Below are 17,678 nucleotides of genomic sequence, written 5' to 3'. Positions count from 1 at the left end.
TGCGCCCGCAACTGACGGGTAGTCAGATTGACTCGAGAGCGTAGAGGTCCGCCGCTTGTCGGTCCAGGGGGCTGGGGCTAACCTGAGCCCGATCGCTATCTGACGGGTCATCAGAAATCGGGAACGCCAGCGGCAACGGGAGACTCTCATGGCGGAACTTCCACGGATCATCAGCGTCGACGACCACGTGATCGAACCGGCCCACCTCTTCAAGACCTGGCTGCCGGCCAAGTACCGCGACCGGGGACCCCAGCCGCTGACCGCCGGGATCGGCGAGCTTGCGTACGTCGGCGGGAAGTACCAGATCACCATGGACCCGGACGGCCCACCGACCGACTGGTGGATCTACGAGGACCTCAAGTTCCCGTACAAGCGCAACATCGCCGCCGTCGGCTTCGACCGGGACGACATGACCCTGGAGGGCATCACCCGCGAGGAGATGCGGCGCGGCTGCTGGGACCCGGTCGCGCGGCTCAAGGACATGGACCTCAACCATGTCGAGGCGAGCCTCTGCTTCCCCACCTTCCCCCGCTTCTGCGGCCAGACCTTCGCCGAGGCCAAGGACAAGGAGGTCGCCCTCGCCTGCGTCCGCGCCTACAACGACTGGATGGTCGAGGAGTGGTGCGGCGACAGCGGCGGCCGGCTCATCCCGCTCTGCATCATCCCGCTCTGGGACATCGACCTCGCCGTCGAGGAGATCCGGCGGAACGCGGCGCGCGGAGTGAAGGCCGTGACCTTCTCGGAGATCCCCACCTATCTGGGGCTCCCCTCCATCCACTCCGGCTACTGGGACCCCTTCTTCGCGGTCTGCCAGGAGACCGGCACGGTCGTCAACATGCACATCGGCTCCAGCAGCCAGATGCCCGCCGCGTCCCCCGACGCCCCGCCCGCCGTCCAGGCCTCGCTCAGCTTCAACAACGCGATGGCCTCGATGATGGACTTCCTCTTCAGCGGGGTGCTCGTGAAGTTCCCGAGGCTGAAGCTGGCGTACAGCGAGGGCCAGATGGGCTGGATCCCGTACGCCCTGGAGCGCGCCGACGACGTGTGGGAGGAGCACCGGGCCTGGGGCGGCGTGCGGGACCTGATCCCCGAGCCGCCGTCGACGTACTACTACCGGCAGATGTTCTGCTGCTTCTTCCGCGACAAGCACGGCATCGCCTCGCTGGACGTGGTGGGCCGGGACAACGCCACCTTCGAGACCGACTACCCGCACGTCGACTCGACCTTCCCGCACACCAAGGAGGTCGCGCTCGACCACGTCCAGGGACTCGACGACGAGACGATCTACAAGCTGATGCGCGGCAACGCCATCCGCATGCTCGACCTCGACTTCGACCGGGGAACCGTCTGATGGACCTTGACGACGGTCCGGGCGAGGAGGAGTTCCGGGCGCGGCTGCGGGAGTGGCTCGCGGCCGTCCTGCCGACGCTGCCGCCCAAGCCCGACCCGCTGGACTGGCCGGGCCGGCGGGCGTACGACTGCGGCTGGCAGCGCCGATTGCACGACGCGGGGTACGCGGACGTGCACTGGGACGCCTCCCCGACCCAGCGGCTGATCTTCCTGGAGGAGACCGAGCGCGCGGGCGCCCCCTACGTGGGCGCGAACTTCGTCGGGCTGCTGCACGCCGGGCCGACGATCGCCGCCGAGGGCACGGCCGAGCAGCGGGAGCGCTGGCTGCCGCCCGTGCTGCGCGGCGACGAGGTGTGGTGCCAGGGCTTCAGCGAGCCGGACGCCGGTTCGGACCTGGCGGGGCTGCGGACCCGGGCGGTACGGGACGGGGACGCGTACGTCGTCTCCGGCTCGAAGATCTGGACCTCGCACGCGGAGGTCGCCGACTGGTGCGAGCTGCTCGTCCGCACGGACGCGTCGGGGCCGAAGCACCGGGGCATCACCTGGCTCGCGATGCCGATGGACGCGCCCGGGATCACGGTCCGCCCGCTGCGGACGCTCGCCGGGTCGACGGAGTTCGCGGAGATGTTCCTCGACGAGGTCAGGGTGCCGGTCGCCAACCGGGTCGGGGAGGAGAACGACGGCTGGCGCGTGACGATGGTGACCCTGTCGTTCGAGCGCGGTACGGCGTTCGTCGGCGAGGTGGTCGCCTGCCGGCGCGTCCTGGCCGAACTCGCGGGCGCGGCGCGGAAGAACGGCACCTGGGACGACCCGGTGGTGCGCCGCCGGCTGGGACGGCTGAGCGCCGAGTTCCGCGCGCTGTGGCGGCTGACCCAATGGAACGTCAGCGAGGCGCAGGCGGTGGGGGGTGTGCCCGGCATCGGGGGCTCGGTCTTCAAGCTGCGGTACTCGCACGCCCGTCAGGAGCTGTACGACGCGGCGGCGGAGGTCCTCGGCCCGGACGCGCTCGACCTGGGGCGGGAGTGGAACCTCGACCGGCTGTCCTCGCTCTCGTACACGATCGCGGCCGGGACCAGTCAGATCCAGCGGAACATCGTCGCCGAGCGGATACTCGGCCTGCCGAAGGGGCGGTGAGCACGGCCGTGGACTTTCGGCTGACGGACGACCAGCGGGCGCTGCGGGCAGGGGTACGGGAGCTGCTGGAGGGCCGGTTCGGGCGGGAGGCGCTGCGGGCCGCCGTCGATTCCCAGGCCCTCGACCGGGGGCTGTGGCGGGAGCTGGGCGCGGCGGGGTTCTTCGCGCTGAGGCTGCCGGAGGGGGCGGGGGGTGTGGGGCTCGGCCTTCCGGAGGCGGTGCTCGTCTTCGAGGAAGCGGGGCGGGTGTTGTTGCCGGGGCCGTTGATCGCGACGCACATGGCCGCGGGGGAGGTGGAGGGCGCCGCGGAGGGGGAGGCGGTGGTCGCCGCGGTCGACGGGGGGTTGGTGGAGTGGCTGGACGCGGCGGACATGGTCGTCGGGGACGTACAGGGAGCCGCACCCGTGCGGTCGGTGGATCCGCTGACGCCGTTGCATCGGTTGCCGGGGGGCGGGGCGGAGGGGCGGTTGTCCGCGACCGGAGTGCTGCTCACCGCCGCCGAGCAGCTCGGTAGTGCGGGGCGTACCACCGAGATGGCGGTCTCGTACGCGCGTACGCGGGAGCAGTTCGGGCGGCCGATCGGGTCGTTCCAGGCCGTCAAGCACCTCTGCGCGGAGATGCTCGTACGGACGGAGGTGGCGCGGGCGGCGGTGTACGGGGCCGCGGTGACGGGCGACCCCGTCGAGATCGCCGGGGCGAAGCTGCTCGCGGACGAGGCGGCGGTGGCGTGCGCGCGGGACTGCCTGCAGGTGCACGGCGGCATGGGGTTCACGTGGGAGGCGGACGTGCATCTCCACCTCAAGCGGGCCTGGGTGCGGGCCGAGCGGGGCCTTTCGAAGGCCGCGGCCGAGGAGGCGGAGGCGGCCGCGCTGTAGCCGCCCGGTGCGCGGGCGCTCACGGAGCGTCGATATCGGGTTGTGTCCTTCGGGCGGGCCGTCACGGCCCGGAGTCGGGGTTCCGCTCCGGTACTCTCCGTGGGATGCGAGTGGTTGTGAGCCCGGATCGTCCCGGTGTCGCCGAAGAGGTGACCCCGGATCGGGCGATGCCCACCGCTCGTACCCCGTGGAGGCGCTGGACGACCTCCTGTTCGACTCCCCGCAGCGTGCGTCGCACAGTATGGGCCATGCGTACTCCTTCGCGCTGGAATATGCCCGAAGCGCTTGTTGCGGTGACTGTACGTCAACCATGCTGTCTCACAAGGGAATCACGTTCCGTGAGTACGTCGCGGAGGCTGATGGCTGTGAGGCGCGAGGCGATGTGTCCGCCGGTTCGGATGGTGTGAGCGGTGCAGGTGCTTCAGGTTCAGTTGGAGGTCGGGCCGGACCCGGCGGAGGTGGGGCGAGCCCGGCGATGGGCGCGCTCGAGGCTCGCCGGGTCGGGCATAGAGGATGACGAGCCGCTGGCCGAGACGCTGGTGCTGCTCATCTCCGAACTCGTGACCAACGCCGTGGTGCACACCGGCTGTCCGGCCGTGCTGCGGATGCTGTTCGGCGCGGGCTGTCCGGAGGCCGGGACGGTACGGGTGGAGGTCGCCGACTCGAGCGACCGGCCGCCGCAGCCCCGGCACGCGCACGGCGAGGACACCAACGGGCGCGGCCTGGAGCTGGTGGACGGCCTGGCCGACCGGTGGGGTTGGCAGCGCGAGGGCGCCGGCAAGAGCATCTGGTGCGAGGTGGACCGGGGTGTGCCGATGAAGCCTCCGACGCCGGCGGGCGGCTCGACGGTGGGTTCGGTGGCGTCGGCGGCGGGCTCGGTGGCCGGCTCGGCGGGACCGGCTGCCGCCTCGGTGCGCTGTTGACGGTTCGTGGCGGTTTGTTCACTCTGGGGTGAGCGATTCGTTGCGAGGGGACGACGAGGGCGGGCCGGTGCGGCCCTCGACGAGTGCGGGTCGTAGCCGGGTGGCGGCGGGTCGTGCCGTGCTCGGGGCGCGCGCGAGTGCGCCGCCACCCGTAGCTCACAGGCTCACCAGCACAGGCTCACCGGCTCACAGCACGGCGACCGGTGCGACCGGTGTGCCCGTACCGCCCACGAAGGGCTCGGGCATCGCGGAGAGCAGGAACGCGTACTGCTCGCGCTGTGCACAGGCTGTGGACAGACTTTCCAGATTCCAGTTCTGCCCCTGGAGCATCCCCATCTCGACCAGGTCGAGGGCGTGCACGGGCAGCCAGAGGTTCTCGATCTCGGGCGGGAAGATCTCGAAGGTCAGCGTGTCGTTGGCGACGGCGGCGACGTCGTGGGCGTGGAACCACTCGGGTGTACGGACGGAGAGGCCCGGGGACGGGAACGCGTAACCGTGCTTGTCCCCGGCGAGGTACTGCTGGATCTGCCCGGTCCGTACGAGGACGATGTCGCCGGCCCGGACGGTGACCCGGCCGAATTCGGCGGCCTCGTCGAGGTCTTCGGGGGTGACGGCGTGGTCGCCGGGCAACCGGTCGAGGCCCTTGGCGGCGGCGACGTCGAGGAGGACGCCGCGGCTGACGATGTGGCGGGCGGTGTGGATGCCGCTGTACTCGGAGCGGCCGTGCGGGGTGATCGTGGCGGCGGGGCGGCCGTTGTAGATCTTGCCGGAGTGCGAGACGTGGGTGAGGGCGTCCCAGTGGGTGGCGGCCTGAAGGCCGAAGGTCACGGCATCGTCGCTGGTGGCGACCGTGCCGGGGCCGAAGAGCTCCTGGTTGATCTGGACCATGACATGGAGCGGGTTGACCCGGCCGGGGATCATGCCGGTCTGCACGCCGTCCTGCTTGAGGTCGAGGGCGAGAGGGACGCGGTGACCGGAGCGGACGGTGGCGACGGCGTCCCGTACGACGTCGTCGGTGATGAGGTTGAGCGTCCCGATCTCGTCGTCCTGGCCCCAGCGGCCCCAGTTGTTGACGCGCTTGGCGATGTCATGGAATTCGACGGGGAGTTGGGACGGAGGTACGGAAGGTTGGGACGCGGGATCTGACATCGGGGCCTCCGCGGGTCTTGTTCTCCGGTATCTGACGGGTCGTAGAATCCAGCTGACGAACGAATCTAACGGACCGTCAGAAATTGCGGGAAGGGGCCGGGCGTGGGGAACTTCTTGGCAGGCAAGGTCGTGGCGGTGACGGGCGCGGGGCGCGGGATCGGCCGCGCGGTGGCCCTCGCGTGCGCGGCGGAGGGCGCGAAGGTCGTCGTCAACGACTACGGGGTCTCCATCGAGGGCGGAGAGCCCACGTCGGAGGTCGCGCTGGGGGTGGTGAAGGAGATCGAGGCGGCGGGCGGCTCGGCGGTCGCGGTCGCCGACGACATCTCGACGATGGCGGGCGGGCAGCGGATCGTCGATGTCGCGCTCGCGGAGTACGGGCGGATCGACGGGGTCGTGTGCGTGGCGGGGATCCTGCGCGAGCGGATGCTCTTCAACATGTCCGAGGAGGAGTGGGACCCGGTCGTCGCGACGCACCTGAAGGGGACGTTCACGGTCTTCCGGGCGGCGTCGGCGGTGATGCGCAAGCAGGGCGCCGGAACGCTGATCGGCTTCACGAGCGGCAACCACCAGGGGTCCGTCGCGCAGGCGAACTACTCGGCGGCGAAGGGCGGGATCATCTCGCTGGTGCGGAGCGCTGCGCTCGGCCTGCACAAGTACGGGGTCACGGCGAACGCGGTGGCGCCGGTGGCGCGGACGCGGATGTCGGCGAACGTCCCGATGGAGCTGAAGGAGATCGGCGAACCGGAGGACGTGGCGGCGCTGGTCGTCTACCTGCTCTCGGACCGAGCCCGCGAGGAACGGATCACCGGCCAGGTCTACACGATCGCCGGCCCGAAGATCGCGGTCTGGGCCCAGCCGCGGGAACTGCGCGCCGGCTACGCGGAGTCCGGCGCCTGGACCCCGGAACGCATCGCGGACTTCCTCCCGGGGACGGTGGGCGTGGACCCGATGCCGATGCTGGCCCGCCTGGAGGAGATGGCGAGGGCGGCAGCGGAGGGCGCCAGGCCCAACGGGTAGGGGTGCGCGGGGGCGGTCACTCCGCCCCACCCCCGTGTGGGCAATCGTCCCGCAGGGCGGGACGGGTGGGCACACGGGACGGCGCACCTGCGGGCGCGTGCGCTCCGGCGGCCCCCGCACCACGAGGTACGTCCACGTTGAGCGGAACGACTGCCCACAACGGGCGAAGGGGGAGGGGGAGGTCCCCCGTCCCACGGACATGGGAGGAGCACGGTCATGAGAGGTGTCGTCTACGACGGCAAGCAGGTTCAGGTCGTGCACGACCTGGAGGTTCGGGAGCCCGGTCCCGGGGACGTGCTCGTGCGCGTCGCCGCCGCCGGCCTCTGCCACAGCGATCTCGCCGTCATCGACGGCACCATCCCCTTCCCCGCCCCCGTCGTCCTCGGACACGAAGGCGCCGGAGTCGTCGAGGCCGTCGGCCCCGGCGTCACCCATGTCGCCGAAGGCGACCACGTCGCGCTCTCCACGCTCGCCAACTGCGGCGCCTGCGCCGACTGCGACCGCGGCCGGCCCACCATGTGCCGCAAGGCCATCGGGATGCCCAAGCAGCCCTTCTCCCGCAGCGGCACCGGCCAGCCGCTCTACCAGTTCGCCTCCAACTCCTCCTTCGCCGAACGGACCGTCGTCAAGGCCGTCCAGGCCGTGAAGATCCCCAAGGACATCCCGCTCACCTCCGCCGCCCTCATGGGCTGCGGTGTCCTCACCGGCGTCGGCGCCGTCCTCAACCGCGCCAAGGCCGACCGCGGCGAGACCGTCGTCGTCATCGGCACCGGCGGCATCGGGCTCAACGTCCTGCAGGGCGCCCGGATAGCCGGCGCGCTCACGATCGTGGCCGTCGACACCAACCCCGCCAAGGAGGAGACCGCCCTCCGCTTCGGCGCCACCCACTTCCTCACCTCGGCCGACGGCGTACGGGACATCCTCCCCACCGGCGCCGACCACGTCTTCGAGTGCGTCGGCCACGTCGGCCTCGTCCGGCAGGCGATCGACCTCCTCGACCGGCACGGCCAGGCGATCCTCCTCGGCATGACCGCGCCCACCGCCGAGGCGAGCTTCCCGCCCGCCGCGATGTTCCTCGACAAGTCCATCCTCGGCTGCCGCTACGGCTCCTCCCGCCCGCAGAAGGACATCGCGCTCTACGCCGATCTCTACCGCGAGGGCCGCCTCCTCCTCGACGAACTCGTCACCGCCACGTACCCCGTGGAGGAGTTCGCGCGGGCCGCGGAGGACGCCGAGCAGGGCAAGGTCGCCCGGGGGGTGCTGACCTTCTAAGGCGGCGAGGTCTTCACTACGGTCAGGGTCATGGCCTACCGCGACATCGTCACCCGCCCCGTCCTCGTCTGGTCGGCCGTCGCCGTCGCGGCCCGGCTGCCGGTCGCGATGGCGCCGCTCGCGCTCGTGTTCCTGGTCCGCGAGCGGCCCGGGGGCTACACCCTCGGAGCCGTACTCGCCGCCACGTACGTCCTCGGCGAGATCGTCGCCGCGCCCGTCCTCGGCATCCGCCTCGACGCCGAACGGGCCCGGCCGCACCTCGCCGTCGGCCTCGCGGTCGGCGCCGTCGCCTTCACAGGCCTCGGCCTCGGGCTCGCCGGGACCGCGCACCCCGTCGTCCTCGGCGCCCTCGCCTTCCTCGCGGGCGCGGGCCCCGGCGCCGCCCCCGGCGGGCTGCGCGCGCTGCTGACCGGGATGGTCCCGGAGAAGGCCGTCACCCAGGCCCTCTCCATGGAGTCCGTCCTCACCTTCGGCATCTGGGCCGCCGCCCCCGCCCTCGCGACCGGCCTCGCCCTCGGCGTCGGCCCGGGTGTACCGCTGCTGCTCCAGGGCGGGTTGATGGCCGCCGCCGTCGCCGGGCTCTGGGCGCTGCCCGCCGGCTGGCACGTCGAGTCGAAGGGCGGCCCCGGCGAGCCGATGCGCCGCGTCCTCGTACGCGCCTGGCCCGTCTACGTCACGGGCGCGGCCAGTCTGACTCTGCTCGCCCTCGCCGAGCTGATCCTCCCCGCGCTCCTGGAACAGCGGGCGATCGGGATCGGCTGGGCGGGGCCCCTGCTCGCCGGGTTCTCGATCGGCTCGGCGGTCGGCGCGTTCGTGTACGGGCTCCGCAGCGGCTGGCCCGGCTCGCTGCCCGTACAGAGCGCCCTCCTCATCCTGGGCGTCTCCACGGGTGTCGCGCTCGTCGCCGTCCTGCCCTGGGCGGGCGCCATCGCGACCGCCCTCGTTCTCGCCGGCCTGCTCCAGGCGCCGGCGATGCTCTCCCGCAACCTGGCCCTCCGCCAGATCCTCCCGCCGAACGCCCTGGCCGCCGGCTACTCCGTGATGTACGCGGCCGTCGGCGCCGGTTACGCCGCGAGCGGCACCCTCGCCGGCGGCCTCCTGAAGGTCGTCGCCCCCTCCACGGCGATCCTCTGCGGCGTCGCCCTGACCCTGCTCCTGACCGCCATCGGCGCGGCGGGCGAGTGGCGCAGGGCCCGCCTGGACGCGCGTGCGGCGGATGAAGGCGCTCGCGACGCGGCATGCCCGGACCGCTCCGGTGCCGACTCCGCGCGTACCGCCGGTGCCTAGGGGGTGTCTCGGGCCTTTCGTTCGGATCAGGCCGGGCTCGCCGCCGCACCCGTCCGGAACGTGCGCCGGTAGGTCGTCGGTGTGACGCCGATCGCCGACTGGAGGTGGGACCGCAGCGACTGCGGTGTGCCGAAGCCGGCGTCGCGGGCGACCTGGTCGACCGGCAGGTCCGTGGACTCCAGGAGGTGGCGGGCCCGTTCGACGCGCTGCTGGGTCAGCCACTGACCGGGGCTGATGCCGACCTCCTCGCGGAACCGGCGCGTGAACGTCCGTACGCTCATCGACTCCCGCACCGCCAGGTCCCGCAGCACGATCGGCTCGTGCAGATGCGCGAGCGCCCAGGCCCGCGCCGAGGTCGTCGTCGACGCCCCGGCCTCGGGGAGCGGCCGCTCGATGTACTGGGCCTGCCCGCCGTCCCGGTGCGGCGGTACGACGGTCCTGCGGGCGACCTCGTTGGCGACGGCGCTCCCGTGGTCCCGGCGCACGATGTGCAGGCACAGGTCGATCCCGGCCGCGACGCCCGCCGAGGTCAGCACGTCCCCGTCGTCGACGAAGAGGACGTCCGCGTCGACCCGCACCTTCGGGAAGAGCCGCTGGAAGTGCGCGGCCGAGGCCCAGTGCGTGGTGGCGGGCCGCCCGTCGAGGTACCCGGCGGCGGCGAGGACGTACCCGCCCGTGCAGATGGAGACGAGCCGGGTCCCGGGCCGGATGTGCGCGAGCGCGGCCGCGAGCTCGTCGGTCAGCCGGCCCTCGTCGTACACCGGGCCCAGTTCGTACGAGGCGGGCACGACGACCGTGTCCGCGGTGGCGAGCGCCTCCGGGCCGTGCTCCACCTGGATCGCGAAGTCCGCGTCCGTCGGGACCGGGCCCGCGACCGGCGCGCAGGTGACGATCTCGTACAGCGGCCGGCCCGCGGCGTCCTTGGCGCGGCCGAAGATCCGGTGGGGAATGCCCAGCTCGAAGGGGAGGAGGCCGGGCAGGGCCAGGACGGCGATACGGTGCGGCACGGAAAATCCCTTGGTGGTCCAGACCATTTGCTGCTAGAAGTCGGAGCCGTGACGACGGACAAGCAGACCGACAGCCGCGACCACTTCGACGAGTACAAGTCTGGCGGCCGGGCCGCCATTCCCGGCACCATTCCTGTCGAGGCCCCCGCCCTCTGGAACCGCGACTTCCGGCTCTTCTTCGTCGCCCGCGCCGCCGCCGTCTTCGGCGAGGGCATGGTGCCCGTCGCCCTCGCCGCCGGACTGCTCGGCGCCGGGTACCCCGGCTCCTCCGTCGGCTACGCGCTCGGCGCCTGGATCGGGCCCTTCGCGCTGTTCGTCATCGTCGGCGGGGTCCTTGCCGACCGGTTCACGGCCCGCCGCATGATGGTCCTCGCCGACCTGATGCGGCTGCCCGGCGCGGCCGTCCTCGCCGTCGCCTTCGGCCTCGGCAGCCCGCCCCTCTGGGCGGTGTACGCGCTCAGTGCCCTCAGCGGCATCGGCGCCGCGCTCTTCCAGCCCGGAGTCGCGTCCACGATCCCGCGCATCGCCCCCGACGTGCAGCGCGCCAACGCCGTGCTGCGGGTCGTCGAGTCGCTGATGACCATGGCGGGACCGGCCGTCGCGGGCGTCCTCGTCGCGCTCACCGGCGGCGCGGGCGCCGCCTTCGGCCTCAACGGCGCGACCTTCGCCGTCAGCGCGGTCTGCCTCACCCTGATGCGCCTCCCCGCCCTGCCCGCCGACTCGGTCCGGCGCGGCTCGCTGCGGGCCGAGATGGCCGTCGGCTGGCGGGAGTTCACGGCCCGCAGGTGGCTGTGGGGCGTGATCGCGATCTGGACGGTGTACGGGTTCACCGTTGCCGGGCCGATGGTGCCGCTGACCGCGACCCTGGTGACCGGCGACCACGGCTCGGCCACGTACGGCTGGCTGATGGCCGTCGCGGGCGCGGGCAACGCGGCCGGCGGGCTGCTCGCCCTGCGGCTGCGGCCCCGCCGCCCGCTCGCGGCGGGCGCGGTCGCCCTCCTCGGCCTGCCGGTCAACCTCGCCCTGCTCGGCTTCGGCGCGCCCGTCGCCGTACTCGCGCTCGGGCAGTTCCTGGGCGGCGCGGCCTTCGCGTTCTGGCTGGTGATGTGGTCGACGTCGGTCCAGACGCACGTCCCGCAGGACGCGCTGAACCGGATGCACGCGTACGAAGTGGCGGGCTCGCTCCTGATGATGGCCGCGGGCCGGGCGCTCGCGGGCCCGGTCGCGGAGGCGGTCGGCACGGAGGAGGTCCTGCTGGCGGGGGCGGTGATCGCGGCCCTGGTGGTGGTGGCCCTGCTGGTGGTCCGGCCGATCAGGACGCTGCCCCGGGCGTAGCCGGGACGCTGCCCCGGGCGTAGGCAGGACGCTGCCCCGGGCGTGGCCCCCGTGACTGCCGGTACGGTCCCCGCATGTCTGAAGTCCGGTTGACCACGCCCTCGTACCTCGTGCTCGGCATCATCGACAAGCTCGGCGAGGCCAGCCCGTACGACGTGAAGGTGGAGGCGGCGCGCACGGTGGCGCCCTTCTGGTCGATGCCGCACGCGCAGGTCTACGCCCAGTGCGACCGCCTCGTGGAGGCCGGCCTGCTCTCCGAGGCGCGGCAGCCGGGCGGGCGGAACCGGCGCCTGATGCGGCTCACGGAGGCGGGCGCGGAGGCCCTGGCCGGCTGGCTCGCCGACCCCGCCTTCGTCCCGGTCGAGGCGCGCGAACGGGGCATCCTCAAGCTCTGGTTCGGGGCCAGCCCGCGCGTGCACGCCCCGGTCCAGGTCGAGGAGCACCGGCGGACCCTGGACGAGTACGAGGGGCTCGCGGAGAGCGTGGGGGAGCTGCTGACGCGGGGGCAGCGGGAGGCGCTGGAGTTCGGGATCCGGTACGAGCGGATGATGGTCGATTTCTGGCGGTGGGTCGAAGAGCGCGAGTCCTGACCTTCGTGTCCTGACCTTCGTACAGACCGTTGACCGCCGGTAACACCCGCCTCTACCTTCCTCCATAGTCCAGAAAGGACTATCCGCGAAGGCGCGAGGGAGCGGCTGATGGATGTGCGGTGGGGGAGGGTCGCCGTCGTCGCGGTGACCGTGAGCTGTGTGGCGTACGCGCCGGTCGCCATGACCCAGTTGTGGCCGTACGCCTCGCCTGGGGCGCCCGCCTTCGGCGAGTGGATCATGGGCCGGATGGTGTCGCCGGAGTACGTCGCCGAGGTCGTGAAGGACCGGATCGGACCGTACGGCCGCAGCCTCGTCCCGCTGATCGTCCATTCGGTCCTGGGCGGCCTGCTCATGCTGCTCGGCCCGGTCCAGTACCTCTCGGCCGTCCGCCGCAGGCGTCGGCTGCACCGGGTCGCCGGGACCGTGTTCGCGGTCACCGTGTACGCCTCGATGGCGGGCGCCGCGGTCTATCTGGCCCGTACGGCACCGGAGGACGCGTTCAGCGGCGCCGCGTTCTGGGTCGTCCTCGCCACGATCCTCGTCGGCACCGTGGGCAGCGTGACCCTCGGTGTCCTCGCCGCCCTCGCCCGCTTCCCGGACCTGCACCAGCGGTGGATGCTGCTCTGCTACGGCTACCTGATGACCGCGCCCCTGCTCCGGCTCGAATGGGGCGGCTTGCCCTGGCTGTTCCCCGGTCTCTCCATGGCCGAGATCAACCGGATCGCGGTCATGCACCTGGGCTCCGTGGTCGTGTTCGGGGCGCTGCTCGCCTCGCGCGCCCTCGACCGGCGGACCACCGTCCCCGGCGTCGAGGGCACCTGGTGCCCGACGCCCGTCCTCGTCGCCGCGCACGTGGCGGGCGCGGTGGGGCTCGCCTGGATCACCTTCGCCCTCTTGGGCGGCCCGGGACCGGAGGGGCCCCGGCTGCTGCTCGGGTACCTGGTCCCGTACGCGGTGACGTACGCGGTCATGGCCGCCCGGCACGTGCGCGCGGGGCGGCGGGGCGCCGCGTGGCCGCGCGAGGAGTGGCGGCTGCACCTTGCCGCGCTCTGCCTGGCCCCGGTCTTCTCGGCGGGCGCGACGCTCGTACTGGAGCGGCTCGTCCACCTCGACGCGTGGACGTCCCTCGTCGCGGGCGTGGCCATCGGCTGCGGGGTCATGGCCTTCGCGGCGGCGTGGATGGTGAGCCTGCGGGTGATGCACGGCCGCGAGGTGCTCGCGCGGCGGACGCGGTCGCGGGCGGGGGAGGACGCGGAGACGGCGGAGGCAGCAGGGGCGGCGGAGACGGCGGTGAAGGCATGACCCGAGCGGCGAGTGCGGGGCGCGAACTGGCCCCGGGCATCGTGCTGTTGGCGAACGTCGTGGCCGTCGTGAGCCTCATGGTGGGCGCGCTGCTCGCCGTGGCGAGCATGGTCGGGTACGCGGCCGGTGCCTGGACCTCTCCCGAGGCGCTCAGCCCCGGGCTCGTCGGGGCGGCGATGGTGGGCGTGGCGCCCGCGCTGTTCACGGTCGGCCGGGCGCGCGTCTGGGAGGAGGCGCGGACGCTCGTCCTGCCCTTGGCGGTCGTGCTCGTGGGCCTGTTCGTGGTGAGCGTGGTCAACGGCGAGGCGCTGTGGGTGGCGCGGGGTGGCTCGCTCTTCCTCGTCCTCTTCAGCCTCGGCTGGGTCGCGACGCTCGGGGCGCTCGCCGCTTGGGCGGTGCTGTGTCTCGTACTCCAGTACCGGCGACCGCGCTCCGGGTCACCGGAGCGCGCGGCCCCGCTCCCCGGCTGGTCGAAGCCGGCGCTCGCCGTCCTCGGCTCGGGGTGGTCGGGCATCGGCGCGGGCCTGCTGGTCCTTCCGGGCTTCTGGTCCGCCTTCGTACCGTGGCCGGTGAACCGCGCCGACGCGCAGGGCCTGGGGGTGTGGGCGCTCTCGCTCGGAGTCGGCGTACTCGGCGCGCTGGCCGAGGACGACCTGGCCCGCCTCCGCCCGGCCCTCCTCGCCGTCCCCTCCGTGGCGCTCGCGGCGGGCGCAGTCCTCGCCGTCCACGCGCCGGACGTGCGGTGGTCGTCGGGCCCGGGGCTCTCGCTGGTCGTGCTGCTCGCGGGCCTGCTGGTGACCGGAGTGACGGGCAGGACGCTGTGGGGACGGGCAGCGGCCGAGCGGGCGGTCTGATGTCCCGATCCTTGCGAAAGCTGTCATTCGGGCCAATGGTGGGGAGGGGTGCGTCCCAGGAAGCTGTGTGACGTGCCCCAGACAACCAACACCAACGCGCCGCTCACCCCCACCCCCACCCCCACCTCCAAGTCCTCCCGCACACCCCGCATCCACCGCGCGTGGTTCGTGGCGGTCGTCACCTTCGTCACGATCATCGGGGCGGCGGCCTTCGCCTCGCTGCCGGGGCTGCTGATCGAGCCGCTGCACGGCGAGTTCGACTGGTCGCGCGGCACGATCGGCTTCGCGGTGTCGGTGAACCTCGCGCTCTACGGCCTGACGGCGCCGTTCGCCGCCGCGCTGATGGACCGCTTCGGCATCCGCAAGGTCGTCGCGGTCGCGCTGAGCGTGATCGCGCTCGGCTCGGTGCTCACGGTGTGGATGACGGAACCGTGGCAACTCGTCCTGTACTGGGGCATCCTGGTCGGTCTCGGCAGCGGCTCCATGGCGCTCGCCTTCGCGGCGACGGTGACGAACCGGTGGTTCGTGGCCCGGCGCGGCCTGGTGACCGGCATCCTGACGGCGGCCGGCGCGTCGGGCCAGCTGGTCTTCCTGCCGCTGCTCTCCTGGCTGGTCGAGAACGAGGGCTGGCGCCCGGCGGCCGTGACCGTCGCGCTCTCCGCGCTCGCGGTCGTCCCCTTCGTCTGGCTGCTGCTCCGTGACCACCCGGCGGACGTGGGCCTCGCCCCGTACGGCGGGGAGTACGTCCCCAAGCCCGCCCCGGTCACGGGCGCGGCGCGGCGGGCCGTGACGGTCCTCCTCAAGGCGGCCCGTACGGGCCCGTTCTGGCTCCTCGCCGGTACGTTCGCGATCTGCGGGGCCTCGACGAACGGCCTGGTGAAGACCCACTTCGTACCGGCCGCCCACGACCACGGCATGCCGATCACCGCGGCGGCCGGGCTGCTCGCCGTGATCGGGGTCTTCGACGTCGTCGGCACGATCGCCTCGGGCTGGTTCACGGACCGCTTCGACGCGCGCCGCCTGCTGGCGGTGTACTACGCGCTGCGGGGCGTGTCCCTGCTCTTCCTGCCGATGCTGCTCGCGCCCACGGTCCACCCGCCGATGCTCTTCTTCATCGTCTTCTACGGCCTTGACTGGGTGGCCACCGTCCCGCCGACGATCGCCCTGTGCCGCGAGCACTACGGCGAGGACAGCGCGATCGTTTTCGGCTGGGTCCTCGCCTCCCACCAGGTCGGCGCCGCGGCCGTCGCCTTCGCGGGCGGCGTGGCCCGTGACGTCTTCGGCTCCTACGACGTCGTCTGGTACGCCTCGGGCGCCCTCTGCGCGGCAGCGGCCCTGATGGCCCTGGTCATCCGCCGCCGGCCCACTTTGGTCACCGAGGCGGGTCCTCGCCCGTGAGCCCGTCGACGGATTCGCGGATGAGGTCGGCGTGACCGGCGTGGCGGGCGTACTCCTCGACGAGGTCCAGGAGGATGCGGCGGAGGTTGGGGCGTTCGCCGCTCCGGGTGGTGAAGGCGCCGAGCTGGTCGAGGCCGCCCGTGCGGAGCGCCTCGTCGACGACGGCACGGGAACGGGCGACCGACTCCCGCCAGAGGGCGAGCAGCTGCTCGGGGGAGTCGTCGGCGGCGGAACGGTAGTCCCAGTCGGGCGTGGTCTCCCAGTCGACGGCGTCCCAGGGCGCGCCGACGGGCGAGCCGAGCCACAGCCGGGCGAAGTGGCTGTCCTCGATGTGCGCCAGGTGCTTGAGCAGGCCGCCCAGCGTGACGGCGGACGCGCCGACGGTGGCGCGCAGGCCGGCGGCGTCCAGGCCGGAGCACTTCCAGGCCAGCGTGGCCCGCTGGCGTTCGAGCGCGCCGATGACGGCGGCCGCCTCACTGCCGGCGAGCGGGGGTTCGGGCCAGGCTTCGGCCGCGGTCTCGGTCATGGCTTCGGTCGTGTTCTGGGTCATGGACGCTGACCTTAGCCAGGGTGCCCGATCGCCGTGCAGCCACCAGGAAGTTCGCCCTTCCGCTGCTCGGCCCGGGGCAGGGCGGGAGTCGCCTTGCCGCTCCGCGCCCGCCGCAGCGCCGCGGCCTGAGGTTCTACCCGCTGAACCGCCCGAAGCGCCCCCGGTGGAACAGCAGCGGTTCGCCCTCGCCCGCGCCCAGGGCCTCCACCCGGCCCACTACGATCAGGTGGTCGCCGCCCGTGTGGACGGTGGCGATCGTGCAGTCGATCCAGGCCGGGGCGCCGGTCAGGCGGGGGGAGCCCGTCGCCGGGGCGGCGTCGTAGGGCACGCCCGCGAACTTGTCCGCGCCGCTCTTCGCGAAGCCCAGGCACAGCTCCCGCTGGTCCGCGCCCAGGACGTTCACGCAGAAGACGCCCGCCCGGGCGAGCCGGGGCCAGGTCGTCGACGTACGGGCGACCATGAAGGCCACCAGGGGCGGGTCGAGGGAGAGCGACGCGAACGACTGGCAGGCGAAGCCGGTCGGGCCGTCGGGATCGAGGGCCGTCACGACGGTGACCCCGCTCGCGAAGTGCCCGAGCACGCGCCGGAACTCGGCGGGGTCCACGAGCAGCCGCTCGTCCTCCCCGACTGCCCGCAGCCGGGGCCGCGGGAGCGCTTCGACGGCCGTCGGCGATCCGGCCGACCTGAGGTATCGGACGGCGGTGGCCGCCATCCCAGCGTGTCCCATCACATCTCCCATTGAAGCTGACGGATCGTCAGATGAGAAGCCCCGATACGAGGTGAGCCGGGCCGGTACAGGTGGGTCGGGCCGGTACGAGGTGAGCTGGGCCGGTACGAGGCGGCTCAACGCCCCTCGTACCGAGCCGTCCTCCGCTCGACGAAGCTCGCCACGCCCTCGTTCGCGTCCCGGGTCGTCATGTTGATCTCCTGCGCCGCCGCCTCCGCCGCGAAGGCGGCGGTGCGGTCGGAGTCCAGGGAGGCGTTCACCAGCTGCTTCGTGAGCGCGAGCGCCCGCGTCGGGCCCTGGGCCAGGCGCTCGGCCCATTCCCGCGCGGTCTTCTCCAGCTCCTCGGCCGGCACCACCCGGTTCACCAGGCCCAGTTCCCTGGCCTCGGGCGCCGTCACCGCGTCGCCGAAGAACATCAGCTCCTTCGCCCGCTGCGGCCCGATCAGCCGGGGGAGCAGGTACGCCCCGCCGCCGTCCGGTACGAGGCCCCGGCGTACGAACACCTCGATGAACTTGGCCGGTTCCGCCGCGAGCACCAGGTCGCACGCGAACGCCAGGTGTGCCCCGATCCCGGCCGCCGTCCCGTTGACCGCCGCGATCACCGGCTTCTCGCAGTCCATGACCGCCGCGATGAACCGTTGCGCCCCCAGCCGGATCGTCCGCGCCACGTCTCCGGGGACACGGTCCCCGGACGCGGGCGCGCCCCGCAGGTCCGCGCCCGCGCAGAAGCCCCGGCCCGTGGCCGTCAGGACCACCGCCCGTACGTCCGGGTCGGCCGAGGCCTCCCCGAGCAGCGCGATGATCCGCTCCCGCTGGTCCCAGGTGACCGCGTTCATCGCCTCGGGCCGGTTGAGCGTGATCCACGAGACGCCGTTCTCGACGGTGTGCAGGACGTCGGTCATGAAGGT

The 17,678-nt window shown here is 72.9% G+C and carries 17 protein-coding genes; 12 read left to right on the top strand and 5 right to left on the bottom strand.

Going from position 1 to position 17,678, the window contains the following annotated elements; all coding sequences use genetic code 11:
• Nucleotides 1-148: 148 nt before the first annotated feature.
• The 4 genes from ACWCO8_RS26310 (at nt 149) to ACWCO8_RS26295 (ending at nt 4,282) form a co-directional block, all read left to right on the top strand.
• Entirely contained in the window at nt 149-1,351 is a 1,203-nt protein-coding gene (locus ACWCO8_RS26310) for an amidohydrolase family protein (protein WP_451034332.1), read from the top strand.
• Complete coding sequence (locus ACWCO8_RS26305) at nt 1,351-2,484, top strand: acyl-CoA dehydrogenase (RefSeq protein WP_451034331.1); 1,134 nt, start codon at nt 1,351-1,353, stop codon at nt 2,482-2,484. Before ACWCO8_RS26310 ends, ACWCO8_RS26305 begins: the two co-directional genes overlap by 1 nt.
• A gap of 8 nt (nt 2,485-2,492) precedes the next feature.
• Nucleotides 2,493-3,359 carry an acyl-CoA dehydrogenase family protein gene (locus ACWCO8_RS26300; protein WP_451034567.1) on the top strand — a complete coding sequence of 289 codons (867 nt, stop codon included), beginning with the start codon at nt 2,493-2,495 and terminating at the stop codon, nt 3,357-3,359.
• 410 nt (nt 3,360-3,769) lie between these two features.
• Complete coding sequence (locus ACWCO8_RS26295; protein WP_451034330.1) at nt 3,770-4,282, top strand: ATP-binding protein; 513 nt, start codon at nt 3,770-3,772, stop codon at nt 4,280-4,282.
• Nucleotides 4,283-4,468: 186 nt separating this feature from the next.
• On the opposite strand, the gene ACWCO8_RS26290 is transcribed toward ACWCO8_RS26295, so the two are convergent.
• Nucleotides 4,469-5,431, bottom strand: coding sequence for a cyclase family protein (locus ACWCO8_RS26290; RefSeq protein WP_451034329.1), 963 nt, complete (start codon nt 5,429-5,431; stop codon nt 4,469-4,471).
• Between the two features lie 102 nt (nt 5,432-5,533).
• Between ACWCO8_RS26290 and ACWCO8_RS26285 the strand changes: the two genes are divergently transcribed.
• From ACWCO8_RS26285 to ACWCO8_RS26275, 3 genes are all read left to right on the top strand, one after another.
• Complete coding sequence (locus ACWCO8_RS26285) at nt 5,534-6,448, top strand: SDR family oxidoreductase (RefSeq protein WP_362007126.1); 915 nt, start codon at nt 5,534-5,536, stop codon at nt 6,446-6,448.
• Nucleotides 6,449-6,664: 216 nt separating this feature from the next.
• Nucleotides 6,665-7,720, top strand: a complete 1,056-nt coding sequence (locus tag ACWCO8_RS26280; RefSeq protein ID WP_451034328.1) for a Zn-dependent alcohol dehydrogenase — start codon at nt 6,665-6,667, stop codon at nt 7,718-7,720.
• Between the two features lie 30 nt (nt 7,721-7,750).
• Nucleotides 7,751-9,007, top strand: a complete 1,257-nt coding sequence (locus ACWCO8_RS26275) for an MFS transporter (RefSeq protein ID WP_451034327.1) — start codon at nt 7,751-7,753, stop codon at nt 9,005-9,007.
• 26 nt (nt 9,008-9,033) lie between these two features.
• Here the strand turns inward: ACWCO8_RS26275 and ACWCO8_RS26270 are convergent, their stop codons facing one another.
• Entirely contained in the window at nt 9,034-10,014 is a 981-nt protein-coding gene (locus ACWCO8_RS26270; RefSeq protein ID WP_451034326.1) for a GlxA family transcriptional regulator, read from the bottom strand.
• 117 nt (nt 10,015-10,131) lie between these two features.
• Between ACWCO8_RS26270 and ACWCO8_RS26265 the strand changes: the two genes are divergently transcribed.
• From ACWCO8_RS26265 to ACWCO8_RS26245, 5 genes are all read left to right on the top strand, one after another.
• Nucleotides 10,132-11,349: an MFS transporter gene (locus ACWCO8_RS26265; RefSeq protein ID WP_451034566.1), complete on the top strand. Its 1,218-nt coding sequence runs from the start codon at nt 10,132-10,134 to the stop codon at nt 11,347-11,349.
• A gap of 74 nt (nt 11,350-11,423) precedes the next feature.
• Nucleotides 11,424-11,939 (top strand): helix-turn-helix transcriptional regulator, encoded by a 516-nt coding sequence (locus ACWCO8_RS26260; RefSeq protein WP_451034325.1) that lies wholly within the window; start codon nt 11,424-11,426, stop codon nt 11,937-11,939.
• Between the two features lie 108 nt (nt 11,940-12,047).
• Nucleotides 12,048-13,241 (top strand): DUF2306 domain-containing protein, encoded by a 1,194-nt coding sequence (locus tag ACWCO8_RS26255; RefSeq protein ID WP_451034324.1) that lies wholly within the window; start codon nt 12,048-12,050, stop codon nt 13,239-13,241.
• Nucleotides 13,238-14,095 carry a hypothetical protein gene (locus tag ACWCO8_RS26250; protein ID WP_451034323.1) on the top strand — a complete coding sequence of 286 codons (858 nt, stop codon included), beginning with the start codon at nt 13,238-13,240 and terminating at the stop codon, nt 14,093-14,095. The genes ACWCO8_RS26255 and ACWCO8_RS26250 overlap by 4 nt, the downstream gene beginning before the upstream one ends.
• A 150-nt stretch (nt 14,096-14,245) precedes the next feature.
• On the top strand, nt 14,246-15,493 hold the full coding sequence (locus ACWCO8_RS26245) for an MFS transporter (protein WP_451034565.1): 1,248 nt from the start codon (nt 14,246-14,248) through the stop codon (nt 15,491-15,493).
• Here the strand turns inward: ACWCO8_RS26245 and ACWCO8_RS26240 are convergent.
• From ACWCO8_RS26240 to ACWCO8_RS26230, 3 genes are all read right to left on the bottom strand, one after another.
• Complete coding sequence (locus tag ACWCO8_RS26240) at nt 15,468-16,019, bottom strand: DinB family protein (RefSeq protein WP_451034564.1); 552 nt, start codon at nt 16,017-16,019, stop codon at nt 15,468-15,470. The two genes, ACWCO8_RS26245 and ACWCO8_RS26240, sit on opposite strands and share 26 nt — an antisense overlap.
• A 157-nt stretch (nt 16,020-16,176) precedes the next feature.
• Nucleotides 16,177-16,755 (bottom strand): flavin reductase family protein, encoded by a 579-nt coding sequence (locus ACWCO8_RS26235; RefSeq protein ID WP_451034563.1) that lies wholly within the window; start codon nt 16,753-16,755, stop codon nt 16,177-16,179.
• A gap of 131 nt (nt 16,756-16,886) precedes the next feature.
• Nucleotides 16,887-17,672 (bottom strand): enoyl-CoA hydratase/isomerase family protein, encoded by a 786-nt coding sequence (locus ACWCO8_RS26230; protein ID WP_451034322.1) that lies wholly within the window; start codon nt 17,670-17,672, stop codon nt 16,887-16,889.
• Between the last annotated feature and the right edge of the window lie 6 nt (nt 17,673-17,678).

This window comes from Streptomyces sp. NPDC001927, from assembly GCF_053594455.1.
This window is presented reverse-complemented; position numbering and strand designations above follow the sequence as displayed.